Source organism: Nocardia sp. XZ_19_369, assembly GCF_015355715.1.
Taxonomy (GTDB): Bacteria; Actinomycetota; Actinomycetes; order Mycobacteriales; family Mycobacteriaceae; genus Nocardia.
The window spans coordinates 614173-634690 of sequence record NZ_JACVED010000006.1; the positions used below are offsets into that span (position 1 = coordinate 614173).

Below are 20518 nucleotides of genomic sequence, written 5' to 3' on the forward strand. Positions count from 1 at the left end.
CCGCATGACACTCACGAGTGCCACGCACGCCGTTCTTTCTGGCACAACGTCGGACGAGGCCCGGTTGGTTCCCGCCCGGCGCAAATCACTCACCTTGCCTGCTCGTACCCGCGTCCGGTCGGCGTACACATCGCAGCAGTTCCCGCACGGCGATGTGCGTCGCGCCGATCCTGATCGTCCACCGGTCCCCGAGGAGTTTCAACCGCATCACCTCGGTGTGCCCCGGCCCGGCGAGTCCGAGGAAAACGGTGCCGACCGGATGTCCGTCCTGCGAATCAGGTCCGGCCACACCGGTCAGTGCCACTCCCCAGTCTGCCCCGCATCGCGTGCGAGCGCCCACCGCCAGTTGTTCGGCGGTACTCGCGGCGACCGGACCTTCGCTCTCCAGTACTTCGTCGCTGACGCCGCCGAGGCTGTGTTTCAGGTCTGTGGCGTACACCACGATGCCACCGCGCAGCACCGCGCTGGCACCCGGGACGCCCGCGATGGTCGCGGACAACAGCCCGGCGGTGAGCGATTCGGCGGTCGCGACGGTCTGGCCCACCGTGCGCAGCGCTAGGACCAGGTCGGCGACTTGCCCGTTCGCGATCAACGGATCGGTCGGTGCCGTGGATGCCGGGCTCATGCGCCGCGCGTTCGGCCCGGCCCGCCCGCGAACCACACCCGCATCGCCTGCCCGACATAGTCCAGGCCGGTGATCACGGTCAGCGCGACGGCCACATACATCAGCACCATGCCCGCCCCGAGGAGCCAGCCGCCCAAGGGCAGCAGCAGGACCGCGATCGCGATCGACTGCATGAGGGTCTTCAGTTTGCCGCCGCGGCCGGCGGGGATCACGCCACGGCGCACCACGGCGAGGCGCAGCAGGGTCACGCCGATCTCCCGGCCGCAGATGACCAGGGTGATCCACCAGGCCAGATCGCCGAGTACGGACAAGCCGATCACCGCGGAACCGATCAACGCCTTGTCCGCGATGGGGTCGGCGAGCTTGCCGAAATCGGTGACCAGACCGTATTTGCGTGCCAGTTGCCCGTCGAACCGGTCGGTGATCGCGGCGATGCCGAACAGCGCGGCCGCGACGAGCCGCCAGAAGGTCTCGTGCCCGTCGCCCACGAACAGCGCCACCACGAACAGCGGGACCAGCGCGATCCGCAGCATGGTCAGGATGTTCGCGATATTCATCAGCGGCACCACGGGTTCGGCGTGCGGCGTCACCATGCTCGACGGGATCGGGTCGGACGCGGCCCAGCGTCGCTCGATCTCCTCGGGTTGCGCACTCATCGCCGCACCTCGCCGACGCTCAGCTCAGGCACGAACGCGAGCGGCTGCGAGATGGTTCGCCGGCTCACGATAAACACTCCAGACAACGCACATGACCGGCGCCTACCCGGCGCGGGTCATGCCGAACCCGCTGCCCGGCGTGATGCGGTGAGCGGGAGGACTGGATGTGCGGCACACGTTCAGCCTATCGGTAACCCGCCCGACTACTCTGCACCCCATGAACTCTCGGGGACCACTAGGTGGTTCGACCAGCGACGCACATCCGGGCGTGCCTCTAGGCGCGCAGAACGCCCCGCTGGTTGTCCGACGCGCGCGAACCTCCGACGTGCCCGAGATCAAGCGCCTCGTCGATGTCTACGCCGGTCGGATACTGCTGGAAAAGAACCTGGTCACGCTGTACGAAGCGGTGCAGGAGTTCTGGGTGGCCGAGCTCGAGGGTCGCGTCGTCGGCTGTGGCGCGCTGCATGTGCTGTGGGCCGACCTGGGTGAGGTGCGCACAGTCGCGGTGCACCCGGATGTCAAGGGCGGCGGGGTGGGCAGGCTCATCGTGGAGCAGCTGATCACGGTGGCGCGCGAGCTGGAGCTGCGGCGGGTGTTCGTGCTGACCTTCGAGGTGGATTTCTTCGCCAGGCACGGGTTCGCGGAGATAGACGGCACGCCGGTGACGGCCGAGGTGTACGCGGAGATGTGCCGGTCCTACGACACCGGTGTCGCGGAGTTCCTCGACCTCAGCTACGTCAAGCCCAACACCCTCGGCAATACTCGGATGCTGCTCACGCTCTGATATCCGACGTATAGGAAGCGATCCCCCGTGCCGATCTTCGCCGTTCACTACACCTACTCCGCGGCCACGGTCCCGGACCGGGACACCCACCGGCCCGCGCATCGCGCCTGGCTGGCCGGTCAGCTCGACGCGGGCAACCTGCTGACCAGCGGGCCGTACCCGGACGGGTCCGGTGCGCTGATCCTGTTCCGAGCCGAGGATGCCGGTGCGCTGAACGAACTGCTCGCCGAGGACCCGTTCGCACGGGAGAAGCTGATCGATGACGTGCGCGTCGTCGAATGGCTTCCGGTGCTGGGCGCTTTCACGTCTTGAATCCATCTCGTCCCGATTCCCCGCTCGCCGGTTCGGTGGGCGGGGAATCGGGCAACCAGGACAGGTCGTTAGTCGAAGTCAGCTAACTTGCGGCGACACACCGTGCGTGATACGGACATACCGCCTGTTCCACACGGCAGACTCGCGCCATGCGCACTTACGTAGCGGTTTTCGCGTCGACGGCTGCCACCGCAGGCCTGTTGTACGCGTATCTGGGTGTACCGGACAAAACGGACCCAGCAACCTCTTCCTCGGCCCGTCCGCTGACCCGGCCCGGGGTGGCCGACCCGGCGCTGTACCGAGCCGTCGACGGCTATTACTTCCAGACGCCGGACCGGCACATCACCTGCGGCATCCTCGATCAGCCGGTCGGCCAGCCCCGGCGCACCGCGGGATGTCAGGGCGCGACCGGCCCCGCGCCGCCGCACATGCAGAAGTGCTGGAGCACCGATCCGGCCGCCGCCGCGGTCGCGGTCGGCGAGGACGCCGGATATCTGTGCGTGAACCAGGGTTTCTACACCGGGCCGGAGGTCCAGCCCGGTGCGGGCCCCGGCGTCGGGCCGGTGCTGCCCGCCGGAGCGACCCTGAGCGCGCACGGATTCACCTGTCGGGCCGAGACTTTCAGCGTCATCTGCAGCAACGACGAAGACGGGCACGGGTTCGAGATCGCCCCGGACAGCAACCGGGTGTTCTGAACGTCAGCGCTTCGCTGCGTCCGCACGGGTGCGCGCCAGGCTGGCGACCGTCGCGATGACCAAGATGCCGAGAATGACTCCCAGCGACACCGTGGTGGAGATCTCCGGCACGCTGACGTGCTCGCCGCCGTTGATGAACGGCAGCGTGTTCTCGTGCAACGCGTGCAGCACCAGCTTGACGCCGATGAACGCGAGGATGGCCGACAAGCCGTGGGACAGATAGACCAGACGATCGAGGAGTCCGCCGATCAGGAAGTACAACTGCCGTAAACCCATGAGCGCGAACGCGTTTGCGGTGAATACCAGGTACGGCTCACTCGTCAGACCGTAGATCGCCGGGATCGAGTCCAGGGCGAACAGCAGGTCGGCGAAGCCGATCGCCAGCAGGGTGAGAAACAGCGGGGTCACCGCGCGACGTCCGTCGACGCGGGTGATCAGCTTGTCGCCGTCGTAGCTCTCGGTGGTCGGCAGTACCCGTTTGGCCAGCGCGACGATCCTGCTGTCGCGCTTTTCCTCGTGCTCGACCTCGTGGCCGCTCTCCTTCATCAGCTTGGCGGCGGTGTAGATGAGGAACAGGCCGAAGAGATAGAACACCCAGCTGAACGCACTGATCGCGGCCGCGCCGACGGCGATGAACACTCCGCGCATCACCAGCGCGATCACGATGCCGATGAGCAACGCCTTCTGCTGATAGATCCGCGGCACCGCGAAGGTGGACATGATGATCAGGAAGATGAACAGGTTGTCCACCGAGAGCGCCTTCTCGGTGACGAAACCCGCGTAGTACTCCCCCGAGAACGTCGAACCCCACCGCCAGGCGACGAAACCGCCGAAGGCCAGGGCGAGCCCGATGTAGACGGCGGACCAGAAGCCGGATTCCCGGAAGGTCGGCTCATGCGGGGTGCGCACGTGCGCGTAGAAGTCGAAGACGAACAGGGCGAGGATCACCACGATGGTGATCACCCACTCGAGTGCGGTTACCTGCATGCTGCGTGTCGATCCGTAGCGAGGGTCATGACGTTCATAATGCCCGATTTGTCCGTTCCGGTCGGCTTGCGGGGTGATTGCTGACCATAATTTCACATGCGCTCGCCGCGGTCGCCATGCCACAGTGGCGACTGTGACCGACGACTACCTGCTCCTCAATAAAGCCAACTGGGACGAGCGCGCCCCGGTCCACGCCGCGGCGCGCGACTACGCGGTGGATCGGTTCCTCGCCGAACCGGACTTTCTGAGCGAGGTGGTTCGGTTCGATCGTCCGTTGCTCGGCGACATCAGCGGGTTGCGCGCGGTGCACCTGCAATGCCACATCGGCACCGACACGCTCTCGCTGGCGCGGCTCGGTGCCACCATGACCGGACTCGACTTCTCCTCCGCATCCCTCGCGCAGGCTCGGGAGCTCGCCGAAAAGACCGGGGCTCGCATCGATTTCGTCGAGTCCGACGTCTTCGATGCGGTAACCGCGCTCGGCGGTGCGCAATTCGACCTGGTGTACACCGGAATCGGTGCGCTGTGCTGGCTTCCGAGCATCGACCGCTGGGCGAAAACTGTCGCCGGACTGCTGCGGCCCGGCGGACGGCTGTTCATCCGAGACACCCATCCGATGCTGGCGACGATCAACGAAACCCACACGGACCGGCTGGTTGTCGGCTACCCGTACTTCGAAACCCCTGAGCCGATGGTGTTTTCCGAAGGCGGCACCTATGTGGAGACCGACGCCGAGTTCCAGCAGACCACCACCCACGAGTGGAACCACGGGATCGGCGAGCTGGTGACCGCCGTGCTGGACGCCGAACTCTCGATCACCGGGCTCACCGAACACCGCAGTGTGCCGTGGCATGCCCTGCCCGGGCAGATGACCCTCGGCGCCGGCGGCGAATGGCACCTCACCGAGCATCCGGAGCGGCTACCGCTCAGCGTCACTTTGCAGGCCCGCAAGAACTGATCGCGGACGCCGCCACCTGCGGCAATGAGATCGTTCCGGGTGGGGCGCGGCCCGGCGCGTCCCGTTCGAAAGCCGGGCGGCGCGGTACAGAATGCCGTCATGCAAATCCGAGGAGCTCGTATCGCTGTGGTGCCCTGCGCCGTCGCGCTGGCGTTGCTGGCCGGGTGTGGAAACGACGACAAGGGTTCGGGCACACCGACCTCCAGTTCGGCCGCGCCGAGTTCGCCCGTGGCGAGCTCGTCCACTGCGCCGACCACCACGGCGACCGCCGCGCCGACTTCCTCCACCACACGCCCCCATGCCTCCGGGCCGGTCGACCCGGCCCAGTATCGGCAGCAGATGGGGTACTACTTCCAATCGCCGAGCGGATCGTTCCTGTGCGCGATCCTCGATCAGCCGATCGACGACAACGCTCAGGTCGGCTGCCAGGGACCCACCACACCGGCGCCCGCGGAGTTCACAGAATGCTGGAGCAAGAATCCGCAGGGCAGCACGCTGACCGTCGGCAAGCGCTCGGGCGCACGCTGCTTGAACCAGGGCGTGTTCGTCGGCGCACCGATCGACGGCGGCAGCCGCGGCGGCGGCCGGGTGCTGCCGTACGGCGGGGTACTCACCGTCGGCGCGTTCACCTGTGACTCCGCCGAGAACGGAGTGACCTGCACCAACGACACCACCGGCGCCGGGTTCACGATCGCCCGCGAATCCAACCGCACCTTCTGACCCGAAAACCGGTTCCCAAGCCGAAATTCGGATGTTAACGTCGGTACCAGAGAACACACACGATCAGGAAGGCGAAGACATGACCGGGACCCAGCAGCGACAGTGGTCGCGCAGCGGTGCCTGGCAGTCGCACGCCAACTCCGTGCTATCGACGGTCGCCTATCGACGGCTGACCGTACGGAGCGGCCCCTGACCCGTGTCTTCCACAGACCCGTGCAAGGGGTCACTCCGCGGCAATCGCCAAGGGGTGACCCCTTTTTCGTGTTTCACATCCGTGTAGCTCAGTGGAAGAGCAGCACCCGCCGAAGGTGCAGGTCGGTGGTTCGACTCCACTCACGGATACGAAACCCGATCCCTCGTAGCCCAATCGGTAGAGGCACCGGACCTAGATTCCGGGAGGTGCGAGTTCGAATCTCGCCGGGGGAACATACAGCATCCACACAATTGGCGTTCCCGCGTTGACCTGCTATTTCCGTGGTCACGGTTGCCGTGGTAGTGCCTATGGTTACCGCAGCGCGGGCGATGTCAGGCAACTGGTCGGCGGGCAGTTTGATGGTGATCGTGACATGCGTGCTGTCGTCGCTCAGCTGAACTGTGAGCTGTGTGACTTCGAAGAGCCGCTGGAGCAGTTGCTCTGGTGCCGCGGAGAGATTGAGCGTCAAGTAGGGCAGCACATCGAGCAGGGCGATATCTGCGGTGCTGGGGCGGCCTGGGTCCAGATCGTCGGCGACGTCGAGCCCTGCGATAGCGGCCACGGCGATAGACTTCTCGGTCTCCAGATCGTTGTAGGTGTTGCGGAGCGCCTTGGTGAACGGATCGTCCGGTTCGCCATGTTGTGCCTGGCGCAGCACGGAGTCTTGTCGTCGCGTTAGGTCGTCCACGCTGCGTTGGTACCGTTCCCGGTCGGCCCGTCGTTGCCGCGCGTCGCGATCATCGATACCAGCGAGATCCGCTACGAGCCTCTCATGACGATAAGTGCCGAACACGCGATCGGCGAAGAATTTCGACACCGCATCTAGTATCGCGTCCTCACGGACGTAGACCGTTTTGGGATGACCGGCATATTTCTCTGCACATCCTCGATTATTTCCTCGAGGCCAGCACGTGTAGTAAGTGTCTCCATGTCGTGGAGCGCCCTGCATTCTTCGGGAACAAAAGCAAATGATTCTCGCCCGAAACAGGTAACCCCGTTTCGTTAGGGGATGCTGGTTATCGCTATTGCCTTCGCGTGAGCCGCGCCGATCGTCACGACGGGCGGCCATCTCGTCGTACATCCATTTCGGGATCAATGGTTCGTGTGCGGGTTCGGGAGACCATACCCATTTCATCTGGTCGTTGACCTTGCCGCGCCGCGAGCGGGTCGCACGCCGATTGAATACCTGAAACCCAGTGTACTTCGGATTCTTCAGCACCTCGTATACGCTGGTCTTTCCCCATGCTCCACGCGCTCGATGCGGGGCCGTTGGTTCCGGTGGCGGGTATCGCGTCAGGTCAGCGTTCAATCGCTCGGCGATAGTGTCGTAGCCCAGCCCTTCGTGATAGCGCCACAGTGCGATCTGGGTGACCGTTTCTCCCCGCACGCCGTCGGGTTCCAGCCGAGATTTGGTTTGTCCGCGTGCGGCCTTGGTCGGGTTGGGGTGACGGTAGGACTTCGCCTTATACCCGTAGGGAGGTTTGCCAATGTTCCACCCCTCTCGTACATGGGTGCAGAGCCCACCCCAGGATTGTTCGAGGGTGTTGAGTACCTCGTACTCGGCGACCGACTGATTGATACGGCGCTGCAGGATCCGCTGGGCGCGGCTACCGCTGATCGTGATCGGCTCGTTCGCCGCGAACAACGGCACCTCGACGCGTTCGAGTACCCGCTCGATCGACAGGCCCTCGTAGGTACGTCGCGCGACACGTGACACGGACTCGCAGATCACGACGTCGAACCGACGCCCGGGGTGTCCGGCTTCGTCGAGTAAGTCGTTGATGCCACCGTCGCGGGCGATCGGAATATCGAATCGTTCGTAGCCGGTCTTCTGTCCGCGGTCTCCGAGCTCCATCCGCCCGGACTCAACATCGTAGAAGTGCGCGACGATCACCCACGACTCGGGAACCGCGGCCTTAGAGTTGCCGAGCTGCCGCATCAGCGATTGTCGCGGATCCTGCTGATCCTCGGTCGAGGTTCGGCCGAGAAATGCGACCCTCACTTCGCCGCGGAGCAACGTAACCGGCATACCGAGTGGCGAGACTTCGTAGTCCGATAACCCGGACGGCCCCGACTCCGGCACGGCTGTCGAGCGGCGTGCGAATGCACGGAGTGGCGGTTCAGCGCTTGAGTCGCCAGGGGTCATGCGGCCTCACTATCCTCAATGAAATGCTCATTATCCTGCTGTCGGATTGCCCATTCGAGCAGGTCGCGTACGACCTCGGCGAGCTCGCCACGAAACCGTTCCCCTTCCGAGCCGTGAATATATAATATACGGCCGGAATAATGACGATCATCGCCCCGTTTCCGTCGCTGATCGTATATCCATGCTGGATTTTCTTCTAACGTTTCCGGGCAGCATCGGCCATAGGAAATAGAGGCTATTTTCGAGCGGGTGATTTTATTCGCCTTGGCAGTTACTTCAGCGCTGCCTGCCGCATCGTCATAGTCACTCATAATTCCCCCTTGCGCGTTCGCAATTACAGGTAGGTCCGCAGCCGTCAATTGGGGTAACGCGGCAATATTCGCTAGGAACCAGCCTCCTTATGAGGCAGGTAATTTCCGCGCCAGAGTGGTAGTCCGGACAGGCCACCGCTGAACGTGGGATAGCGGACGTCTCACCATTACCCGCGCTTGACCGGTACGCTGCAGTGCTCAGCGCCAGAAGAGATTGACTGGCGCGTTTTACCGAAGGTGCGTCGGGATCGGTGCGAGGTCCAGAGCATGAGAAGCCACCCTCCTGATCGACGGAAGTCTGCGTGCGTCAATGCACTGGCACATCTCCGGTCGAAAATCGCCGGACAGACCCAAATGACTTCGAGCAGCAACCGGGCCAGCGGAGCGGCAACTTCGTCGACGCCGGGGTGCCCGGCGATGGGCATGTGAGAGCCAGGTTGTCTTGTGTCGTCGATGTTTTCGAGCTGGCCAGCTTGGCTTGTCAGGACGCCTGTCGCGATCGAGGTGATCACGACATTACCGTCGACCTCAGCAGTCGAAATCCGTTGCCTCCATGCGATTTCCGCTTGCCCGGGTCTTTGCGTCGACAATCCTCGCGGCCGGGACATCCGATGGCACAACGTCTCACCGGATGACTCACTTGCCGAAGTCCAGACGCGCAGGTGGCTTCCACCCTGAAGCGCTGTTCGTCGTTCAACTAAACCCTCGGTGGAGGTTAGCCAGGTTTGATTGCACGTGTGTAGGAGTAGAGATCGTGGGCGCGCAGTTTGTGTCCGGTCAGCAAGTTGTTGAGATCGTCTGGCTTGTCCCACCGGGCAGCAGCAACCAGTGCGTCGGCATAGTTGCGGATCGCAGTACGCAAGGCTTCCAGTCGAGCTTCTGTGATGACCCTCGCCCCGGTCGGCGCACTAGCGTCCCTGGCGAGGGTATCGGCGGGGTGGACCATGATAGCTATCGCCGTCACGGTTGAGTCGTATTGCGTTTCAAACCAGTTCATTGAGCCGGCGAGTTGATTGATATAACGCTTTTGTATGGACATCGCCGTAGCCCCGCTCTTGGCTTCGATGACCCAGTACTTGAGCTGACCGAGCGCCCAGAGACCATCCGGGCCGCGGCCGATTTCGTGTTCGGGCCGTTGCGCGGCGAGGCCGATGTGCTGCGCAACATCGGCAAGCGCCTGCTCGAATTGATCGGTTCGTTCTGGATCGAATCGCAGGTCTTCCAGCAGCGCTTCTACGCCCATCCTGAGCTGGACCTTGTCCTTATATCGACGCGAAAGATAATCGCTGGCGGTAGTGGCCTGATGGTCAGATCCTGTCAACTTCTGGTACGTGGCACCTGCCAAGGGGCGCAAGACCGCTCCGTTCTTGGAACGTGCCGATATGAGCACCATTTGTGCGTGGCCGGGGTCAGTCCGGTCGATGTAGGTCGCTTGCTGCTCGAGCAACCATCCTTGTTGGTGGGTGTCTCCAGTGTTTGAAATCGCCTCTGTCAACGCGGCAGAAGCTCCGGTCAGATCGCCACCGACTGCGCGATCGAACGCGGTTCGCCGCGCAATCGCAGCCGTACTGACGTGTCCAGGCGAGGGCTCTACGTGAGCTAGTCCGCGGCGGGCGTAGGTGACCCACCCCGGATCGCGATTGAGTGATTGCTTGGCGACATCGATGATTGCTTCGAGGGGCTCGTTCTCCAGCCCACCAGCGATCCGGCGAGATTGTTTGAGCTGGGCTTGGGTGGCCGGGCTGAATCGCGCCAGGGTATCCGGGTCGTATACGAGTTGGGTCAAGCGTGCGCCGAGCAAGAACACCACACAGTGATCCTCGTTGCTGCGCACTCCCCGGCCCATTCCTTGTTCGATGCGTTGTACCTGTTGGCCGTCGATACCTGATGCGTGAGTTGTCAATTGGGTTTCGAGACGTTCTTCGCCACTGAAGGATTCCGGCAGGCCGTCGAGAACGAGGACACGACACGCGTCGCCAGGCAGATCGATTCCGTCGTACTTGTTCACGAGTACGACAAGCCCAACGAGTCCCGCGCGGAGTTTTCCGACGATATCGGCCACGGCGTCGGCTAGGATGATATTGCTTTCAGGCGTGTATTCTCTCCACAAGTCAGCGATACGCCTGCTCGGGGCGATAACGACGACATTGTGCGCCTGCGCCAGTGACGCGATTTCTTCGCGAACTTCTTCGATAGCCAACTGCGGATTGAGCTCCATTGGCGCTAAGATCATTCGTTCGCCGATATCACCGGCGGTTCGAGGAGTTATGGGGTTCGCGACGCTGGTCGGAGCGGCACCGAAGTCGGTTACTAGCACCGAGTCGTCAGCAAGAGTCGCTGTGAGATAGATTCGCCGCGCGGCTGAGGTGAAGTTTGTGATGTGCGTTACCGGACTGCACAGCGGAGTGATCGTCACCTGTCGTCCGGTGAATACGACCCGGCAATACTCAAGTACCTCCCTGACCGCTGGCCATGACCAATAGAGTTGATCCCCCTGAGCTGCGTTATTCTGCGCCCGATGCAGAATCCTACGGGCGGCCTCCAAGTGCGATCGCCAGACCCAGAACGGCACGCGCAGCAGGGCTCCGGGACTTCGCTCGGTGACGTCAAGAAGTTCGTTGGGCGAGTACGCCTCCAGATCGGCACGAAACTCATCGAGCAGCTCCGAGAACGCGGCGTCCCCGTACGGGATGTCAATCGACAGACAGTCGCGAGCGGTGCTCAGCGCTGCGTGTGCGTCATCGATGACCACAATGCCTATAGGCGCTGGAGTCCTCGTCGGGCGTGGCCGAAAGACCGACCGCCCATTGAACAACTTCCATGCGTTGACCACGCAGATAGCTTGAGAAGAACGGTATTTGGTGCCGTCAGGATCATCGACGGTAGCCAGCCCGATCCGCGAGGCCTCCTCGACGACTTGCGTGACAAGGTACTTGTTTGGAGCGACGTACAGCGCTGGCCCGAGCCCCTCGTTAAGGTAGCTCTGCAAGACCACCAAGCCGTCGATCGTCTTTCCAGCACCGGTGTTGACCTTGATGACGAGATCACGCTCGATGCGACGATCATGCCAGGCAGACAGAACCTGACCTTGAACATCGCGCAAATACCCATATCCTTCGGCCTTGTTCGGTAAGGACGCATAGAGTTCACGCGGCTCGACCGGCAAGTCATCGTTACTCTCGGCAAGCAACTTGTCGAAATCCATGATGCTGATTCTTCGCCAATCGACCAGCGCTCGGCAGCGGTTACGGAAAGTTGCCACTCGTCGCGCATCGAAGCAAGTGATCGCGTTGCGTGCGGCGGCCTTGAGATGACCCCGTCCTGCGGAGATCGGTGTCGAATTCAGCCAACCGACACGGTTGAGTCCCGATGAAGCTCGGCAGACTGAACTGCGTAGTCCATCGACTTCGGCACAACCGAGATGCGCGGCGTGGGCATAGCGTGCCCAGGTCACCCGCATGCTCACGAAGGGGTGTGGCCGCACAGATGGACCGAACAAACGACTCAGCATGAAGCGCGCCTACCGCATTAGCGCGGTTGCCAAGCGCCTCCACGTCGCTATCCGGTAGGTGATGACAGATGTCCCGCCCGGCAGCTGCGCCCCCTGGGGTGAGCCCGACCGACGTTGTCGAAACATGCGCAAGAGGCGAGGAGTCGTCGCCCGAAGGCACTGCAAAAATTGGGTGGAACGGATCTGGCTCTCGTTGTCGTGAAGTCTATGTGACGATGAATGCCTCACACCCGGATGCGAACATGACCACCCGTCCTCAACCGATGGTCGACGAGATCGTCGCCATACAGCGCAGCGAACTCCTAGTCGATCCCGACGACGAGAGGGCTGCACCCGACCAGTACCCGAGTATGCGACACTTGTCGGCGGCACATATTTGCAAGGCCGTCATTCGTGCAGAGGTGCCGGAGCCCCAGGAGTACGTGACGCTTCCGATGTGGTCACGGCGACCGGACCGCATCGAGTTCCAGCTGGCAGTGGCCAAATGGAACACCTTCTGGGAGGCCGCCCAGTTCCGACGTCGCTTCTTCGGAGAGGACCTCCCGCCGGAGCTGCTGAAGATCGCTGAAAAGGGCGATATCAACGTTGTTCTCCTGCCACGCACCCGATCTCGCTACTACGAGTACTCACCCTTGTTCCACTTGCTTTCGCGCTCCACGCTCGAGCGCTACCGCCTACCGCTCTTGCACCGAGGACAGTGGCCTTTCAGCATTGCCGGCTTCGATCCAGACCCATACCTGCCGACAGACTTCTGCGACAAGTTGTCGCGTGCATGGTCATCCGCTGTGTGGCGGGACCTCATGCCAGGATCGCCCAGTAGCGGTTTCACCAAGTCCGACCCGATCCGACTGCTATCCCACAACCTCGACTTCTGGCTACCACCGGTCACCGAGGTAATACAGCAGGAGCTCCGTCAATGGAACACCATCGACAACGGTGGCTCGGAGGGGCCGGTTTCGCTGGATGACGGGTCTTTCCTGGAAGGAGCGACAGCCGCCCATCCGCGTGCTGGAGGGAGTCTGTGGTGGGGCGAGGACGAGGCAGCCTGTTTTGTGTCTCGCACTGTTGAACAGGCCGACCCCGACGGTCGACTCCGCGGCATCCTGGACGCCGTGAGGTCCAACCGCGTCGAGGACGATTTCTCGGATCGATGGACCTTTGAGAGAGAAGACTTCGAACGCAAGCTTTACCGCAAGCGCTCCAAGATCAAGGTGCGCTTCGTCGAACTGACCGACACCATCCCAGTCCAAGGACCCGAGACAGAAACCATCGATCGTGTCGTCTACAGCGACTTTCTCGCCCTGCTCAACGAACGCGACCGCGAAGTAGTTGTCCTGCTCCACAGTGGCGTCACCAGCCTCACCGAGATCGCCGACATCATGGGCTACAGCAACCACAGCCCAATCTCCAAGCGGCTCAACCGAATACGCAAACAAGCCGCACATTTCTTCGGAGACCACTGACAATGAACGGTGTTGTAGAGGGCGTAGGTGGGGCTCTAACTGGCATGGGAGTCTTCATCTTTGGGTTGGTGTGGTGGCTGCAACAGGACGGTCCGGGTCGACTTCTAGCTGCAATCGTTGCTTCTACCACAAAAGATCAAGGTAGGCGGACCGCAGCCCTCACGGTGCTGCAGCTAACCCGCAGCGCGAGATGCCAAACGAACTCGCGAAGACCAGCTGGACCAGAAGCAGATACGTCCAGTTATCGTGCCTCTCAACAGCCGGAGGTAGCTGCGTCCGAGACACAGCTCTGTCGCGCAGGTCAGCCGGAACTGGCTTTCGTGCCCGAACATCCCGAGGCAGGACGGTGCGATCGTTCGTGCGGATCGCGGCTCCTACCTTCCACTCCCCTAGCGGATTCCGCTGTAAACAGGGCACCGGCCCATGAAGGCCAGGGCGAGTCGTCCTGGCCTGGCCAGTGTTCTCAGTAAGCATCGGCGCACGCTGTCGCGTGGTGGTCCGCCCGCCCGACTCCTTACTGAAACGCCCACGCCGTACCAGTTACCGAGGACAAGCAGTCTCTGACGCAGCGTGGCGTCCGGTGTTAGTCGACCTCCGAGGGCTGCGTGGGAGTGAACCAATGACGAAATCCAATAGGGTACGCACCTGGGCAATGCGCCAGCGCATGGCCTAGAACGGGCCGAACTACACACGCGCCGCACGGGAAATAGGTGGTGCGGATGCGCGATCTGGTCCCAACACTGACTTGATTCGCGTTCATGTTCGAGCGTTATTGTCGGGCTTAGCCGACGATGTGCAGGAGCGAGTGGCGCTGTCCGCGAACTTGGCGTCGGTTGTTCGTGAATGATGACGGCGTGTCACCACCTGTGGCGCTTGAATGTCCACGAACGCCGACGTATGCGGCGGCTTGTATGCACACGGTGCGCGTGCGCTCGGCCTGGTCGGGACGCTCATCGGTGCCGGGCACGATCAGCTCCTGAATGAACTCTGCGCGCACGCTGATAGCTCCGGCGACTCGTGAAACGAAACTAAACAGGCGACCTGTGACACGGAAACCACCGCCTGAGCTGGGTGGATTCCAGGCTGTAGCGTCTGGTAGCCTAACCGCTCGAAGGGCATTTCTGTGCCCACACCGAAGCCCCGGCTCATCTGAGCGGGGCTTTCTCGTTCTAACCCTCAAGCCCTCGGCACTCGCCGGGGGCTTTCTTGCGTTAAAAGGAGATACGTTGTCCGCGTTCATTGGTGCTGCTGCACAGTTCGGGGGCTGGGTCATCGTATGGCTGCAGCTGCCCCTGCTGGTGATTGCAGCCGCGATCCTGGTGGGGTCAGTCATTGCGTTGATTCGCGCCAGGCCGGAGGATATTCCGAGTGTATTCGGCATGCTCACAACGGGTTTCGGGCGCTGGCCCGAGTGGTTCCGCCGGGACAGCGCCCATGAGCACGAATCTAGTGCACAGCCGAAAAACGAACCTCTGCAGGAAACCGCGAAGGAGGAGGGGTGAGCAGACGCCGAAACACCCAGCGGCGGCCGGTCGAAGACCGCGCCACCGATCTAGTCGACTACGAGAAGTTCGATGAACATTTGCAGGTCGCGCTAGCGGTGGCGTGGCCTGACTCGCGGGATTTTGACACCGTCCGCACCTTCACCAGCCTCCTGGCAGGCACCTGCGCCCCCGCCGTCGACGATGTCCTGAACGCTATTCCCGTGTTTGGGCCACAATGTGGGACGACTTTGGCCTGGGGCGACACTGTGAAGTTGATCCAGATGCTCGAAAAGGCCCAAAGGCATATCCGGAAGTCGCGAACTCCGCTCACTCCAGCCGATCTCGATCGGCTTCTGCGCCACGCCGATTGGCTGCCCGGCCCCACCGTGGCGGACTTGCATAACGACATTGTCACGCTGGTACGGTGTCCAGTATCGGCTCACGGCTGGACCCTAAGACCCCCGGCCTCCCTCAACGTCGACATCCCCTGGTGTGCACACTGCCCATGTCCGTTACCACGCAACAACACTGGCCGCCGGGCGAAGTACTGCACTCCGTACTGCCGTCTCGCAGCGCACCGGGGAAAGGCTTCGGTACAACCTGCTGAGATCCGACTTCCCGGACGATCGGCAAAGCCCTACACCCGGAAGCCGCCACCGCCTGCGCTAATGGAGCGCCTGAATCTATAGCATCGATGCGGTTCGCCTGTGTCGCCGAATGGCGACCGTATCGAGGTCGCCCTCGTTCCCACCTTCCGCCGGGCTATGGCTGATCGGTGGCGCCGAGTTCGGCGGTCTTCGCTTCGCCATGGGGACCACGGCCCAGGCTGACGTCGAACTTGCGCACGTTACCTACGCTCGTGAACCCTGACCGCGCGGATATCGAAGAACTCTGATGGCGGACCGCGTGGCCGCGATCTGTTGGCATCGGCGAATTCTGTCGTCACCGGTGAGCGTGTCCGGCGCCACATCCGCCCCTGAGACAGCCACAACGCGCCATCAGCGCAGCCTCGTCGTCTGTTGGGGTGCCGTAATGGACACGAAGCGCGCTTCCAATCCCGGCGGTTCGGTCAGTGGTCGGTTCTCCATCCTTGATTCATTCGGTGGAAGTATGCGTCATCGGCGGCCCGGATCTCAGCTTCAGTCATCGAACGTTGGCGCTCAGTCTCGGGCTTGCCCAACAGTTCTTGGAGCTGGCCGCGGAGGCGAGGGTCGGCTGTCCGGACGATCTCTTCGGTGCTTGCGGCGGCATCGGCTCTTGCACGGCGATGGCAGTCGAGCAGTGCGCTGGTCAATTGTGCGCTGGACCAACGCATCACGGCTGGCGCGATCTGCAGGTTGGTGATGTCGCCGTTGGCGCTCACTTCGATGATGATGCCCCGGACTTCACCACGCCCGGTGACCGACGCCGCGGACTTCCTGAGTTGCTCGCCGCTGCGTCGGATCTCGGCGAGTTCCTGCTTGAGTTGCTGCTCCCATTTCTGCAGGTCGGTCATGAGCGGCCCAGCTTCTTCATCACTTTCTTGAGGACCTCCGGAACCGGTCGCTTCTCGTCGCTACGCGCTTCATCTTGGCCGGTGTAGATGCGATAGTGCCGGGAAAGCTTGGGGCCCAACAGCTTCACCACGTCGGGTTCGTCGAAGACATTCTCGACGAACGAGACCGCGATCAGGTCCGATACCGGGTTCTGCCCGTCCCCCCAGGCGTCTTCGAGTCGTGCGAAGAACACGCCCAGTCGTGCTGCCGGGTCCTCGCTTTCCTGCACGACTCGGGTGATCCAACGTGCGATATCTCCCATGAGCAGCGTTGGGAGGATTTCGTCGTAGTCGTGGACGTGTTCGGTGATGAGCGGCCGGATCTCGGGCTCGAGGCCGGCGAGGTCTCTGATGAACTGTGCTTGCTCAGGCACCAAGCTCCTCGACCAGGTGCCGATCAGTTCGAGGATCTCTTTATCAGTTCGTTCGTTCATGTTTTTTCGCCCTCGTCCCCTTATCGTCCTGCTAACGCGTCCATGAGATTCTGCAGTTCTCGAATCGCGACGGCCCGATCGGCGGGGTCGGTGTTCGATTTGTCCATCAGCCATTTCGCGAGACCGCGCTGAGTTTCCATCGCCTTCTGCAGATGCCATCTGCCTTCGGTGGGCTCCAGGGTTCGGTACTCGTTACGGACCGCGTCCGCGGTAGTCCCATCGCCGATCCGGGCCGGATTATTCGCGCCTTTGTAGAGGTCATTGAGGATATTCTGCAGCTTGGTGTCGGTGACGGTCGGTTTGACCGCCGGTGTCTTGGGCGGTATTCCGGGCGGCGGGCCGCCTGGGTCGGATCGCCACCACTTGGTCTTGGCTTTGTCCAGCCATTCGCCGAGCTTGGCCAGTATCGGTTTGAGTTTGCCGGTCACCGCTGAGCCGATACGCCCCACGATGGCGGCTACCTTGGTGACGAGCCGGTCGATGATCCGGCCGATGCGGGCGGCGTAGATGCCGATCCGTGCGAGGACCGCACCGTTGCCGAGCTCGGACAGCCCTCCGGTGAACGGAATCAGGACAGCCATGCCCGCTTCCACCGCAGCGGTCTCGATCAGCATCTGCTTCAGCTCGTCGAGGATCTCACGGTGCGCGTCGTCGAGGTGCTGGGCGTACTCGCCGCACGCATCACCGATCTCTCGATACGCCCCCTGTAGCTCGATGAAGTTGCTCGATGTCTCACTGCAGGAGGCGACAGCAGCCGGTATCTCCGTGGACTGCTGATTTTCCAACAGGCCGACAGCTTGTGGAAACCGGCCGGTGGCGGTATCCAACGCCTCCGCCGCGGCGTACCAAACGCCTTTCGCGGCCCGCAATTGGTCTTGGTGGCCATCGGGCCATACCAACCCCGATACAGCCTTGATCAGCGACCAGCCAAACGGTTCAGGGCCACCGCCACCACCGGCCGAAGGAGACACGATCGCCAGACACGGATCGAAGCCCGTTGCCGGAGCGGGAGGCGGCGCGACGCCATTCGCGGTGGCTTCGGCGACGGCATGATTGTGCGCCCCTGCCGCGATCAAGTCGCTGGTGCGTGCGCACGTCGACACCAGCTTCGAGGAGGTCTGCAATGCCGCATCCACGGCTTCGTCGTAGGACTTCGCCCACTGGGTGCCCGCGTTATCGCTGCCGCCCATCCCGCCGTATCCAGACAATGTCCGCAGCAGCGCGCCATGCACCTCACCGGCGTCGTCACGAATGAATGCCAGACCTTCGCTAGCCGAGCGGTAGTCACCGCCTCGGCAGACGATGATCGGAAAGCTCGTCGGCGGGCTCACGGCCACATCTCCGCGTTGGTTTCGACCGCACCGGTGTAGTTGGTGTGCGCCCGGCGCGCGACCTCACGCAACTCGTCGAGGTTATCCCGCATCTCCGCCGCACCCGCCATCCACCGATCATGGGCAATGCGCTGCGCTTCGGCTGCTTGACTCGACCAGGACAGGTGCAGATCGGCGATCGTCTGATCTACCTCTCGTAACCATCCCTCGACGTCGGAATCGAATTTGGCCATCGTCGTGATCGCCTCGTCGAGCTGCTGGAGATCGACTCGGTAGCTGTAGTCGTCCTCGGCCACGGATTACACCTGTTCTCCCGCTCGCCTAATCGCGTCCTGGTTCGTGAAGTCCCGCATCTCATACCGGTGAGCCGCATCGATAAGGTTCGCTGCCGAAGCCTCGAGCGCGGCGACGACCTTGTCCGCGCCTTGTTTCCACTCGACCCAGGATTCGTCATAGGCGGAAGCGGCTTTGCCTCGCCAGCCGTCAGTGAGAAGCTCTTTGCCAATCGTGTTGTCGAGCTGCACGACCCCATCCTTGATGGTCCGGGCCTTGTCAGAGATGAACCGAGCTGCATCACGGAGCCGATCCACCTCGACCCGGAGTTCGTCGGACATGCCATCTCCCCTCATAGAGCAGTCCACAGATCGCCTCTGAACTATAAGACGCAACGAAGGACCACCCGGTTCCGTGCGCTGCAGCCGGTGAGCGCACCTCAGTGGTCCGGAGTCAAGAACGCCCAGGTGGCCGCGGGCACCGGCATGGGCAGGGCCGTGGCTCCTTCCGGTCCCTTAGTTCAGCCTGTTACGGGGAGAGAGTGCAGAAAATCTCACCCGGCTACGAGCACGTCCCGACCCGACCACTGATGCAAACATCCTGAATTGCCGGGCTCCAGACGCTCCGCGGCGGGGTGCGAAGCTTGCGGCTGCGGTCTCCTCGACGTGGTCACGCGTGCCGTGACGGCAGGTGCCTACTTCAGATTGACTCCGTCGTGGGCCCGCACATGGGGACCCAACTCGTCGAGAGCGTCCAGCACTCGGATCGCGAAGGCTGGCACCATAGCGTCCCGGACATCGGTGGCACTCATCCATTGGACGTCGACCGCCTCTGCGGTGGGGTGTGGTTTACCGGCTCGTGCGGTGCAGCGGAAGACAAGAGCCACGATGCCGCCCTCGAGGTTCTTGTACACGCCTGTCAGTCGATCGACGCTTACGTCGAGTCCGGTTTCTTCGGCGACCTCTCGGCGCACGCCGTCTTCGAAGGATTCGTCGAGTTCCAGCACGCCGCCGGGAGCTTCCCAGTGACCGTTGTCGGCGCGACGAATGACCAGGACTCGGTCGTCTGTGTCGACGACGATGCCTGAGACACTGACCGAGTGCTTCGGCAGGTCCATCGATCCTCCATTGACTTACTCGGTTCGGGCAGGCTCCTGCGGCTAAGACTAAGCTAGTTGTCTAGATATGTTCGTGGCGGATGAGGAGGGATCTCATGCTCCGGCTCGGGACAGTAGATCGCTCCGACGGTCGCGCGCCTTATCGCCAGATCGCCGACATGCTCCGTGCCGCGATCTCGGCCGGCCAGATCGGTCCCGGCGAGCCATTGCCATCGGAGGCCGAGTTGACAACCCATTTCGGTGTTGCCCGGATGACCGCACGCCAAGCCGTGCAGGAGCTTCGGAGTGAAGGCCTCATCTATTCCGAACAGGGCCGCGGTGTCTTCGTTCGCCGCGAACCGCCGATCCGACGCTTAGCTTCGGATCGGTTCGCCCGTAAACACCGTGCAGGCGCCGACGGCAAGGCCGCGTTCTCGGTTGAGGCCGAGAAGGCTGGATTCGCCCCGGGCGTCGATCGCATCCAGGTATCTCGTTGCGCCGCTAGCCTTTCCATCGCAGAACGCTTACGTGTGGAACCGGGCAGCGAGCTGGTCATGCGCGCCCGCCGCTATCTGGCCAATGGTCGTCCAGTCGAGACAGCTACGTCCTACATACCGGTCGCGTTCGCGGCGGGGACCCGGATCGAGGAGCCCGACACCGGCCCTGGCGGTATCTATGCCCGCCTGGAGGAGGCGGGCCACGTCCTGGCCCGATTCACCGAGGAGGTCGGCGCACGGATGCCGACACCCGATGAACGGCGAGAGCTGGAGCTGGCCGACAGCGTGCCAATAATCACCGTCATCCGTACCGCCTACGACACCGACGATGTGGCAGTCGAGGTGTGCGACACCGTCAAGGTCGCGAGCGCCTATCTGCTCGAATACGACTTCCCCGCCCGCTGACCGCGATCTCGCCCAACTCAGATCTTTGAATCTCCTGTACTTGTCTAGACAAGGCAGATATCATCGAGACCTACTTGTCTAGAGGAGTTCGGCAACCGGCCGA

Annotated in this window: 20 protein-coding genes, 2 tRNA genes and 1 pseudogene; 11 read left to right on the forward strand and 12 right to left on the reverse strand. The window is 62.7% G+C overall.

Annotated features, from left to right (window positions below; genetic code table 11):
- Positions 1-85: 85 nt before the first annotated feature.
- Both IBX18_RS25020 and pgsA read right to left on the reverse strand, forming a co-directional pair.
- The gene (locus tag IBX18_RS25020) at positions 86-625 is read right to left on the reverse strand and encodes a CinA family protein (RefSeq protein ID WP_194835930.1); all 540 of its coding nucleotides are present in this window, start codon (positions 623-625) and stop codon (positions 86-88) included.
- Positions 622-1281: a CDP-diacylglycerol--glycerol-3-phosphate 3-phosphatidyltransferase gene (gene pgsA / locus IBX18_RS25025; RefSeq protein ID WP_194835931.1), complete on the reverse strand. Its 660-nt coding sequence runs from the start codon at positions 1279-1281 to the stop codon at positions 622-624. Before pgsA ends, IBX18_RS25020 begins: the two co-directional genes overlap by 4 nt.
- 217 nt (positions 1282-1498) lie before the next feature.
- Here pgsA and IBX18_RS25030 point away from each other — a divergent pair, with 217 nt between their 5' ends.
- The 3 genes from IBX18_RS25030 to IBX18_RS25040 all read left to right on the forward strand — a co-directional run bounded on the left by IBX18_RS25030 (position 1499) and on the right by IBX18_RS25040 (position 3072).
- The gene (locus IBX18_RS25030; protein ID WP_194835932.1) at positions 1499-2065 is read left to right on the forward strand and encodes an amino-acid N-acetyltransferase; all 567 of its coding nucleotides are present in this window, start codon (positions 1499-1501) and stop codon (positions 2063-2065) included.
- Between the two features lie 27 nt (positions 2066-2092).
- Positions 2093-2377 (forward strand): YciI family protein, encoded by a 285-nt coding sequence (locus IBX18_RS25035; RefSeq protein ID WP_194835933.1) that lies wholly within the window; start codon positions 2093-2095, stop codon positions 2375-2377.
- A gap of 149 nt (positions 2378-2526) precedes the next feature.
- Entirely contained in the window at positions 2527-3072 is a 546-nt protein-coding gene (locus tag IBX18_RS25040; RefSeq protein WP_194835934.1) for a hypothetical protein, read from the forward strand.
- A 3-nt stretch (positions 3073-3075) separates the two neighbouring features.
- On the opposite strand, the gene IBX18_RS25045 is transcribed toward IBX18_RS25040, so the two are convergent.
- Positions 3076-4059 carry a TerC family protein gene (locus IBX18_RS25045; RefSeq protein ID WP_194835935.1) on the reverse strand — a complete coding sequence of 328 codons (984 nt, stop codon included), beginning with the start codon at positions 4057-4059 and terminating at the stop codon, positions 3076-3078.
- Positions 4060-4192: 133 nt separating this feature from the next.
- Here IBX18_RS25045 and IBX18_RS25050 point away from each other — a divergent pair, with 133 nt between their 5' ends.
- From IBX18_RS25050 to IBX18_RS42295, 5 genes are all read left to right on the forward strand, one after another.
- A complete protein-coding gene (locus IBX18_RS25050) occupies positions 4193-5017 on the forward strand; it encodes a bifunctional 2-polyprenyl-6-hydroxyphenol methylase/3-demethylubiquinol 3-O-methyltransferase UbiG (RefSeq protein ID WP_194835936.1) in 825 nt (274 codons plus the stop codon).
- A gap of 99 nt (positions 5018-5116) precedes the next feature.
- Positions 5117-5737, forward strand: coding sequence for a hypothetical protein (locus tag IBX18_RS25055; protein WP_194835937.1), 621 nt, complete (start codon positions 5117-5119; stop codon positions 5735-5737).
- A gap of 270 nt (positions 5738-6007) precedes the next feature.
- Positions 6008-6079: transfer RNA gene (locus IBX18_RS25060), tRNA-Arg, on the forward strand.
- 10 nt (positions 6080-6089) lie between these two features.
- Positions 6090-6163: transfer RNA gene (locus IBX18_RS25065), tRNA-Leu, on the forward strand.
- 32 nt (positions 6164-6195) lie between these two features.
- Positions 6196-6609 (forward strand): hypothetical protein, encoded by a 414-nt coding sequence (locus tag IBX18_RS42295; protein WP_228541651.1) that lies wholly within the window; start codon positions 6196-6198, stop codon positions 6607-6609.
- Positions 6610-6987: 378 nt separating this feature from the next.
- Here IBX18_RS42295 and IBX18_RS43480 read toward each other — a convergent pair.
- The 3 genes and pseudogenes from IBX18_RS43480 to IBX18_RS25080 all read right to left on the reverse strand — a co-directional run.
- A pseudogene (locus IBX18_RS43480) lies at positions 6988-8076 on the reverse strand (recombinase family protein); the annotation flags it as partial.
- Positions 8073-8387, reverse strand: coding sequence for a hypothetical protein (locus IBX18_RS25075; RefSeq protein WP_194835938.1), 315 nt, complete (start codon positions 8385-8387; stop codon positions 8073-8075). The pseudogene IBX18_RS43480 and the gene IBX18_RS25075, both read right to left, overlap by 4 nt.
- A gap of 715 nt (positions 8388-9102) precedes the next feature.
- Positions 9103-11592 carry a helicase C-terminal domain-containing protein gene (locus IBX18_RS25080; RefSeq protein ID WP_228541652.1) on the reverse strand — a complete coding sequence of 830 codons (2490 nt, stop codon included), beginning with the start codon at positions 11590-11592 and terminating at the stop codon, positions 9103-9105.
- A 548-nt stretch (positions 11593-12140) separates the two neighbouring features.
- On the opposite strand from IBX18_RS25080, the gene IBX18_RS25085 reads away from it, so the two are divergent.
- Together IBX18_RS25085 and IBX18_RS25090 are read left to right on the forward strand one after the other, a co-directional pair.
- Positions 12141-13361 (forward strand): sigma-70 family RNA polymerase sigma factor, encoded by a 1221-nt coding sequence (locus tag IBX18_RS25085; protein ID WP_194835939.1) that lies wholly within the window; start codon positions 12141-12143, stop codon positions 13359-13361.
- A 1226-nt stretch (positions 13362-14587) separates the two neighbouring features.
- A complete protein-coding gene (locus IBX18_RS25090) occupies positions 14588-14863 on the forward strand; it encodes a hypothetical protein (RefSeq protein WP_194835940.1) in 276 nt (91 codons plus the stop codon).
- A gap of 1051 nt (positions 14864-15914) precedes the next feature.
- Here IBX18_RS25090 and IBX18_RS25095 read toward each other — a convergent pair.
- The 6 genes from IBX18_RS25095 to IBX18_RS25120 form a co-directional block, all read right to left on the reverse strand.
- On the reverse strand, positions 15915-16340 hold the full coding sequence (locus tag IBX18_RS25095) for a hypothetical protein (RefSeq protein ID WP_194835941.1): 426 nt from the start codon (positions 16338-16340) through the stop codon (positions 15915-15917).
- Entirely contained in the window at positions 16337-16813 is a 477-nt protein-coding gene (locus IBX18_RS25100; protein WP_194835942.1) for a hypothetical protein, read from the reverse strand. The genes IBX18_RS25095 and IBX18_RS25100 overlap by 4 nt, the downstream gene beginning before the upstream one ends.
- 20 nt (positions 16814-16833) lie before the next feature.
- Entirely contained in the window at positions 16834-18144 is a 1311-nt protein-coding gene (locus tag IBX18_RS25105) for a hypothetical protein (RefSeq protein ID WP_194835943.1), read from the reverse strand.
- Positions 18141-18440 (reverse strand): WXG100 family type VII secretion target, encoded by a 300-nt coding sequence (locus tag IBX18_RS25110; protein WP_306796395.1) that lies wholly within the window; start codon positions 18438-18440, stop codon positions 18141-18143. Before IBX18_RS25110 ends, IBX18_RS25105 begins: the two co-directional genes overlap by 4 nt.
- Before the next feature lie 3 nt (positions 18441-18443).
- Positions 18444-18758 carry a WXG100 family type VII secretion target gene (locus tag IBX18_RS25115; protein WP_194835944.1) on the reverse strand — a complete coding sequence of 105 codons (315 nt, stop codon included), beginning with the start codon at positions 18756-18758 and terminating at the stop codon, positions 18444-18446.
- 353 nt (positions 18759-19111) lie between these two features.
- Entirely contained in the window at positions 19112-19534 is a 423-nt protein-coding gene (locus IBX18_RS25120) for an NUDIX hydrolase (RefSeq protein ID WP_194835945.1), read from the reverse strand.
- A gap of 95 nt (positions 19535-19629) precedes the next feature.
- Here IBX18_RS25120 and IBX18_RS25125 point away from each other — a divergent pair, with 95 nt between their 5' ends.
- Positions 19630-20415: a GntR family transcriptional regulator gene (locus tag IBX18_RS25125; RefSeq protein WP_194835946.1), complete on the forward strand. Its 786-nt coding sequence runs from the start codon at positions 19630-19632 to the stop codon at positions 20413-20415.
- The last annotated feature ends 103 nt before the right edge of the window (positions 20416-20518 follow it).

Bases quoted from the DNA above. Each gene is read 5' to 3' on its own strand.
- IBX18_RS25120 (WP_194835945.1), bottom strand. From the start codon at position 19,534: ATGGACCTGCCGAAGCACTCGGTCAGTGTCTCAGGCATCGTCGTCGAC.
- IBX18_RS25115 (WP_194835944.1), bottom strand. From the start codon at position 18,758: ATGTCCGACGAACTCCGGGTCGAGGTGGATCGGCTCCGTGATGCAGCT.
- pgsA (WP_194835931.1), bottom strand. From the start codon at position 1,281: ATGAGTGCGCAACCCGAGGAGATCGAGCGACGCTGGGCCGCGTCCGAC.
- IBX18_RS25055 (WP_194835937.1), top strand. From the start codon at position 5,117: ATGCAAATCCGAGGAGCTCGTATCGCTGTGGTGCCCTGCGCCGTCGCG.
- IBX18_RS25080 (WP_228541652.1), bottom strand. From the start codon at position 11,592: ATGGATTTCGACAAGTTGCTTGCCGAGAGTAACGATGACTTGCCGGTC.
- IBX18_RS25100 (WP_194835942.1), bottom strand. From the start codon at position 16,813: ATGAACGAACGAACTGATAAAGAGATCCTCGAACTGATCGGCACCTGG.
- IBX18_RS25125 (WP_194835946.1), top strand. From the start codon at position 19,630: ATGCTCCGGCTCGGGACAGTAGATCGCTCCGACGGTCGCGCGCCTTAT.
- IBX18_RS25040 (WP_194835934.1), top strand. From the start codon at position 2,527: ATGCGCACTTACGTAGCGGTTTTCGCGTCGACGGCTGCCACCGCAGGC.
- IBX18_RS25030 (WP_194835932.1), top strand. From the start codon at position 1,499: ATGAACTCTCGGGGACCACTAGGTGGTTCGACCAGCGACGCACATCCG.
- IBX18_RS25075 (WP_194835938.1), bottom strand. From the start codon at position 8,387: ATGAGTGACTATGACGATGCGGCAGGCAGCGCTGAAGTAACTGCCAAG.
- IBX18_RS25085 (WP_194835939.1), top strand. From the start codon at position 12,141: ATGACCACCCGTCCTCAACCGATGGTCGACGAGATCGTCGCCATACAG.
- IBX18_RS25095 (WP_194835941.1), bottom strand. From the start codon at position 16,340: ATGACCGACCTGCAGAAATGGGAGCAGCAACTCAAGCAGGAACTCGCC.
- IBX18_RS25020 (WP_194835930.1), bottom strand. From the start codon at position 625: ATGAGCCCGGCATCCACGGCACCGACCGATCCGTTGATCGCGAACGGG.
- IBX18_RS25045 (WP_194835935.1), bottom strand. From the start codon at position 4,059: ATGCAGGTAACCGCACTCGAGTGGGTGATCACCATCGTGGTGATCCTC.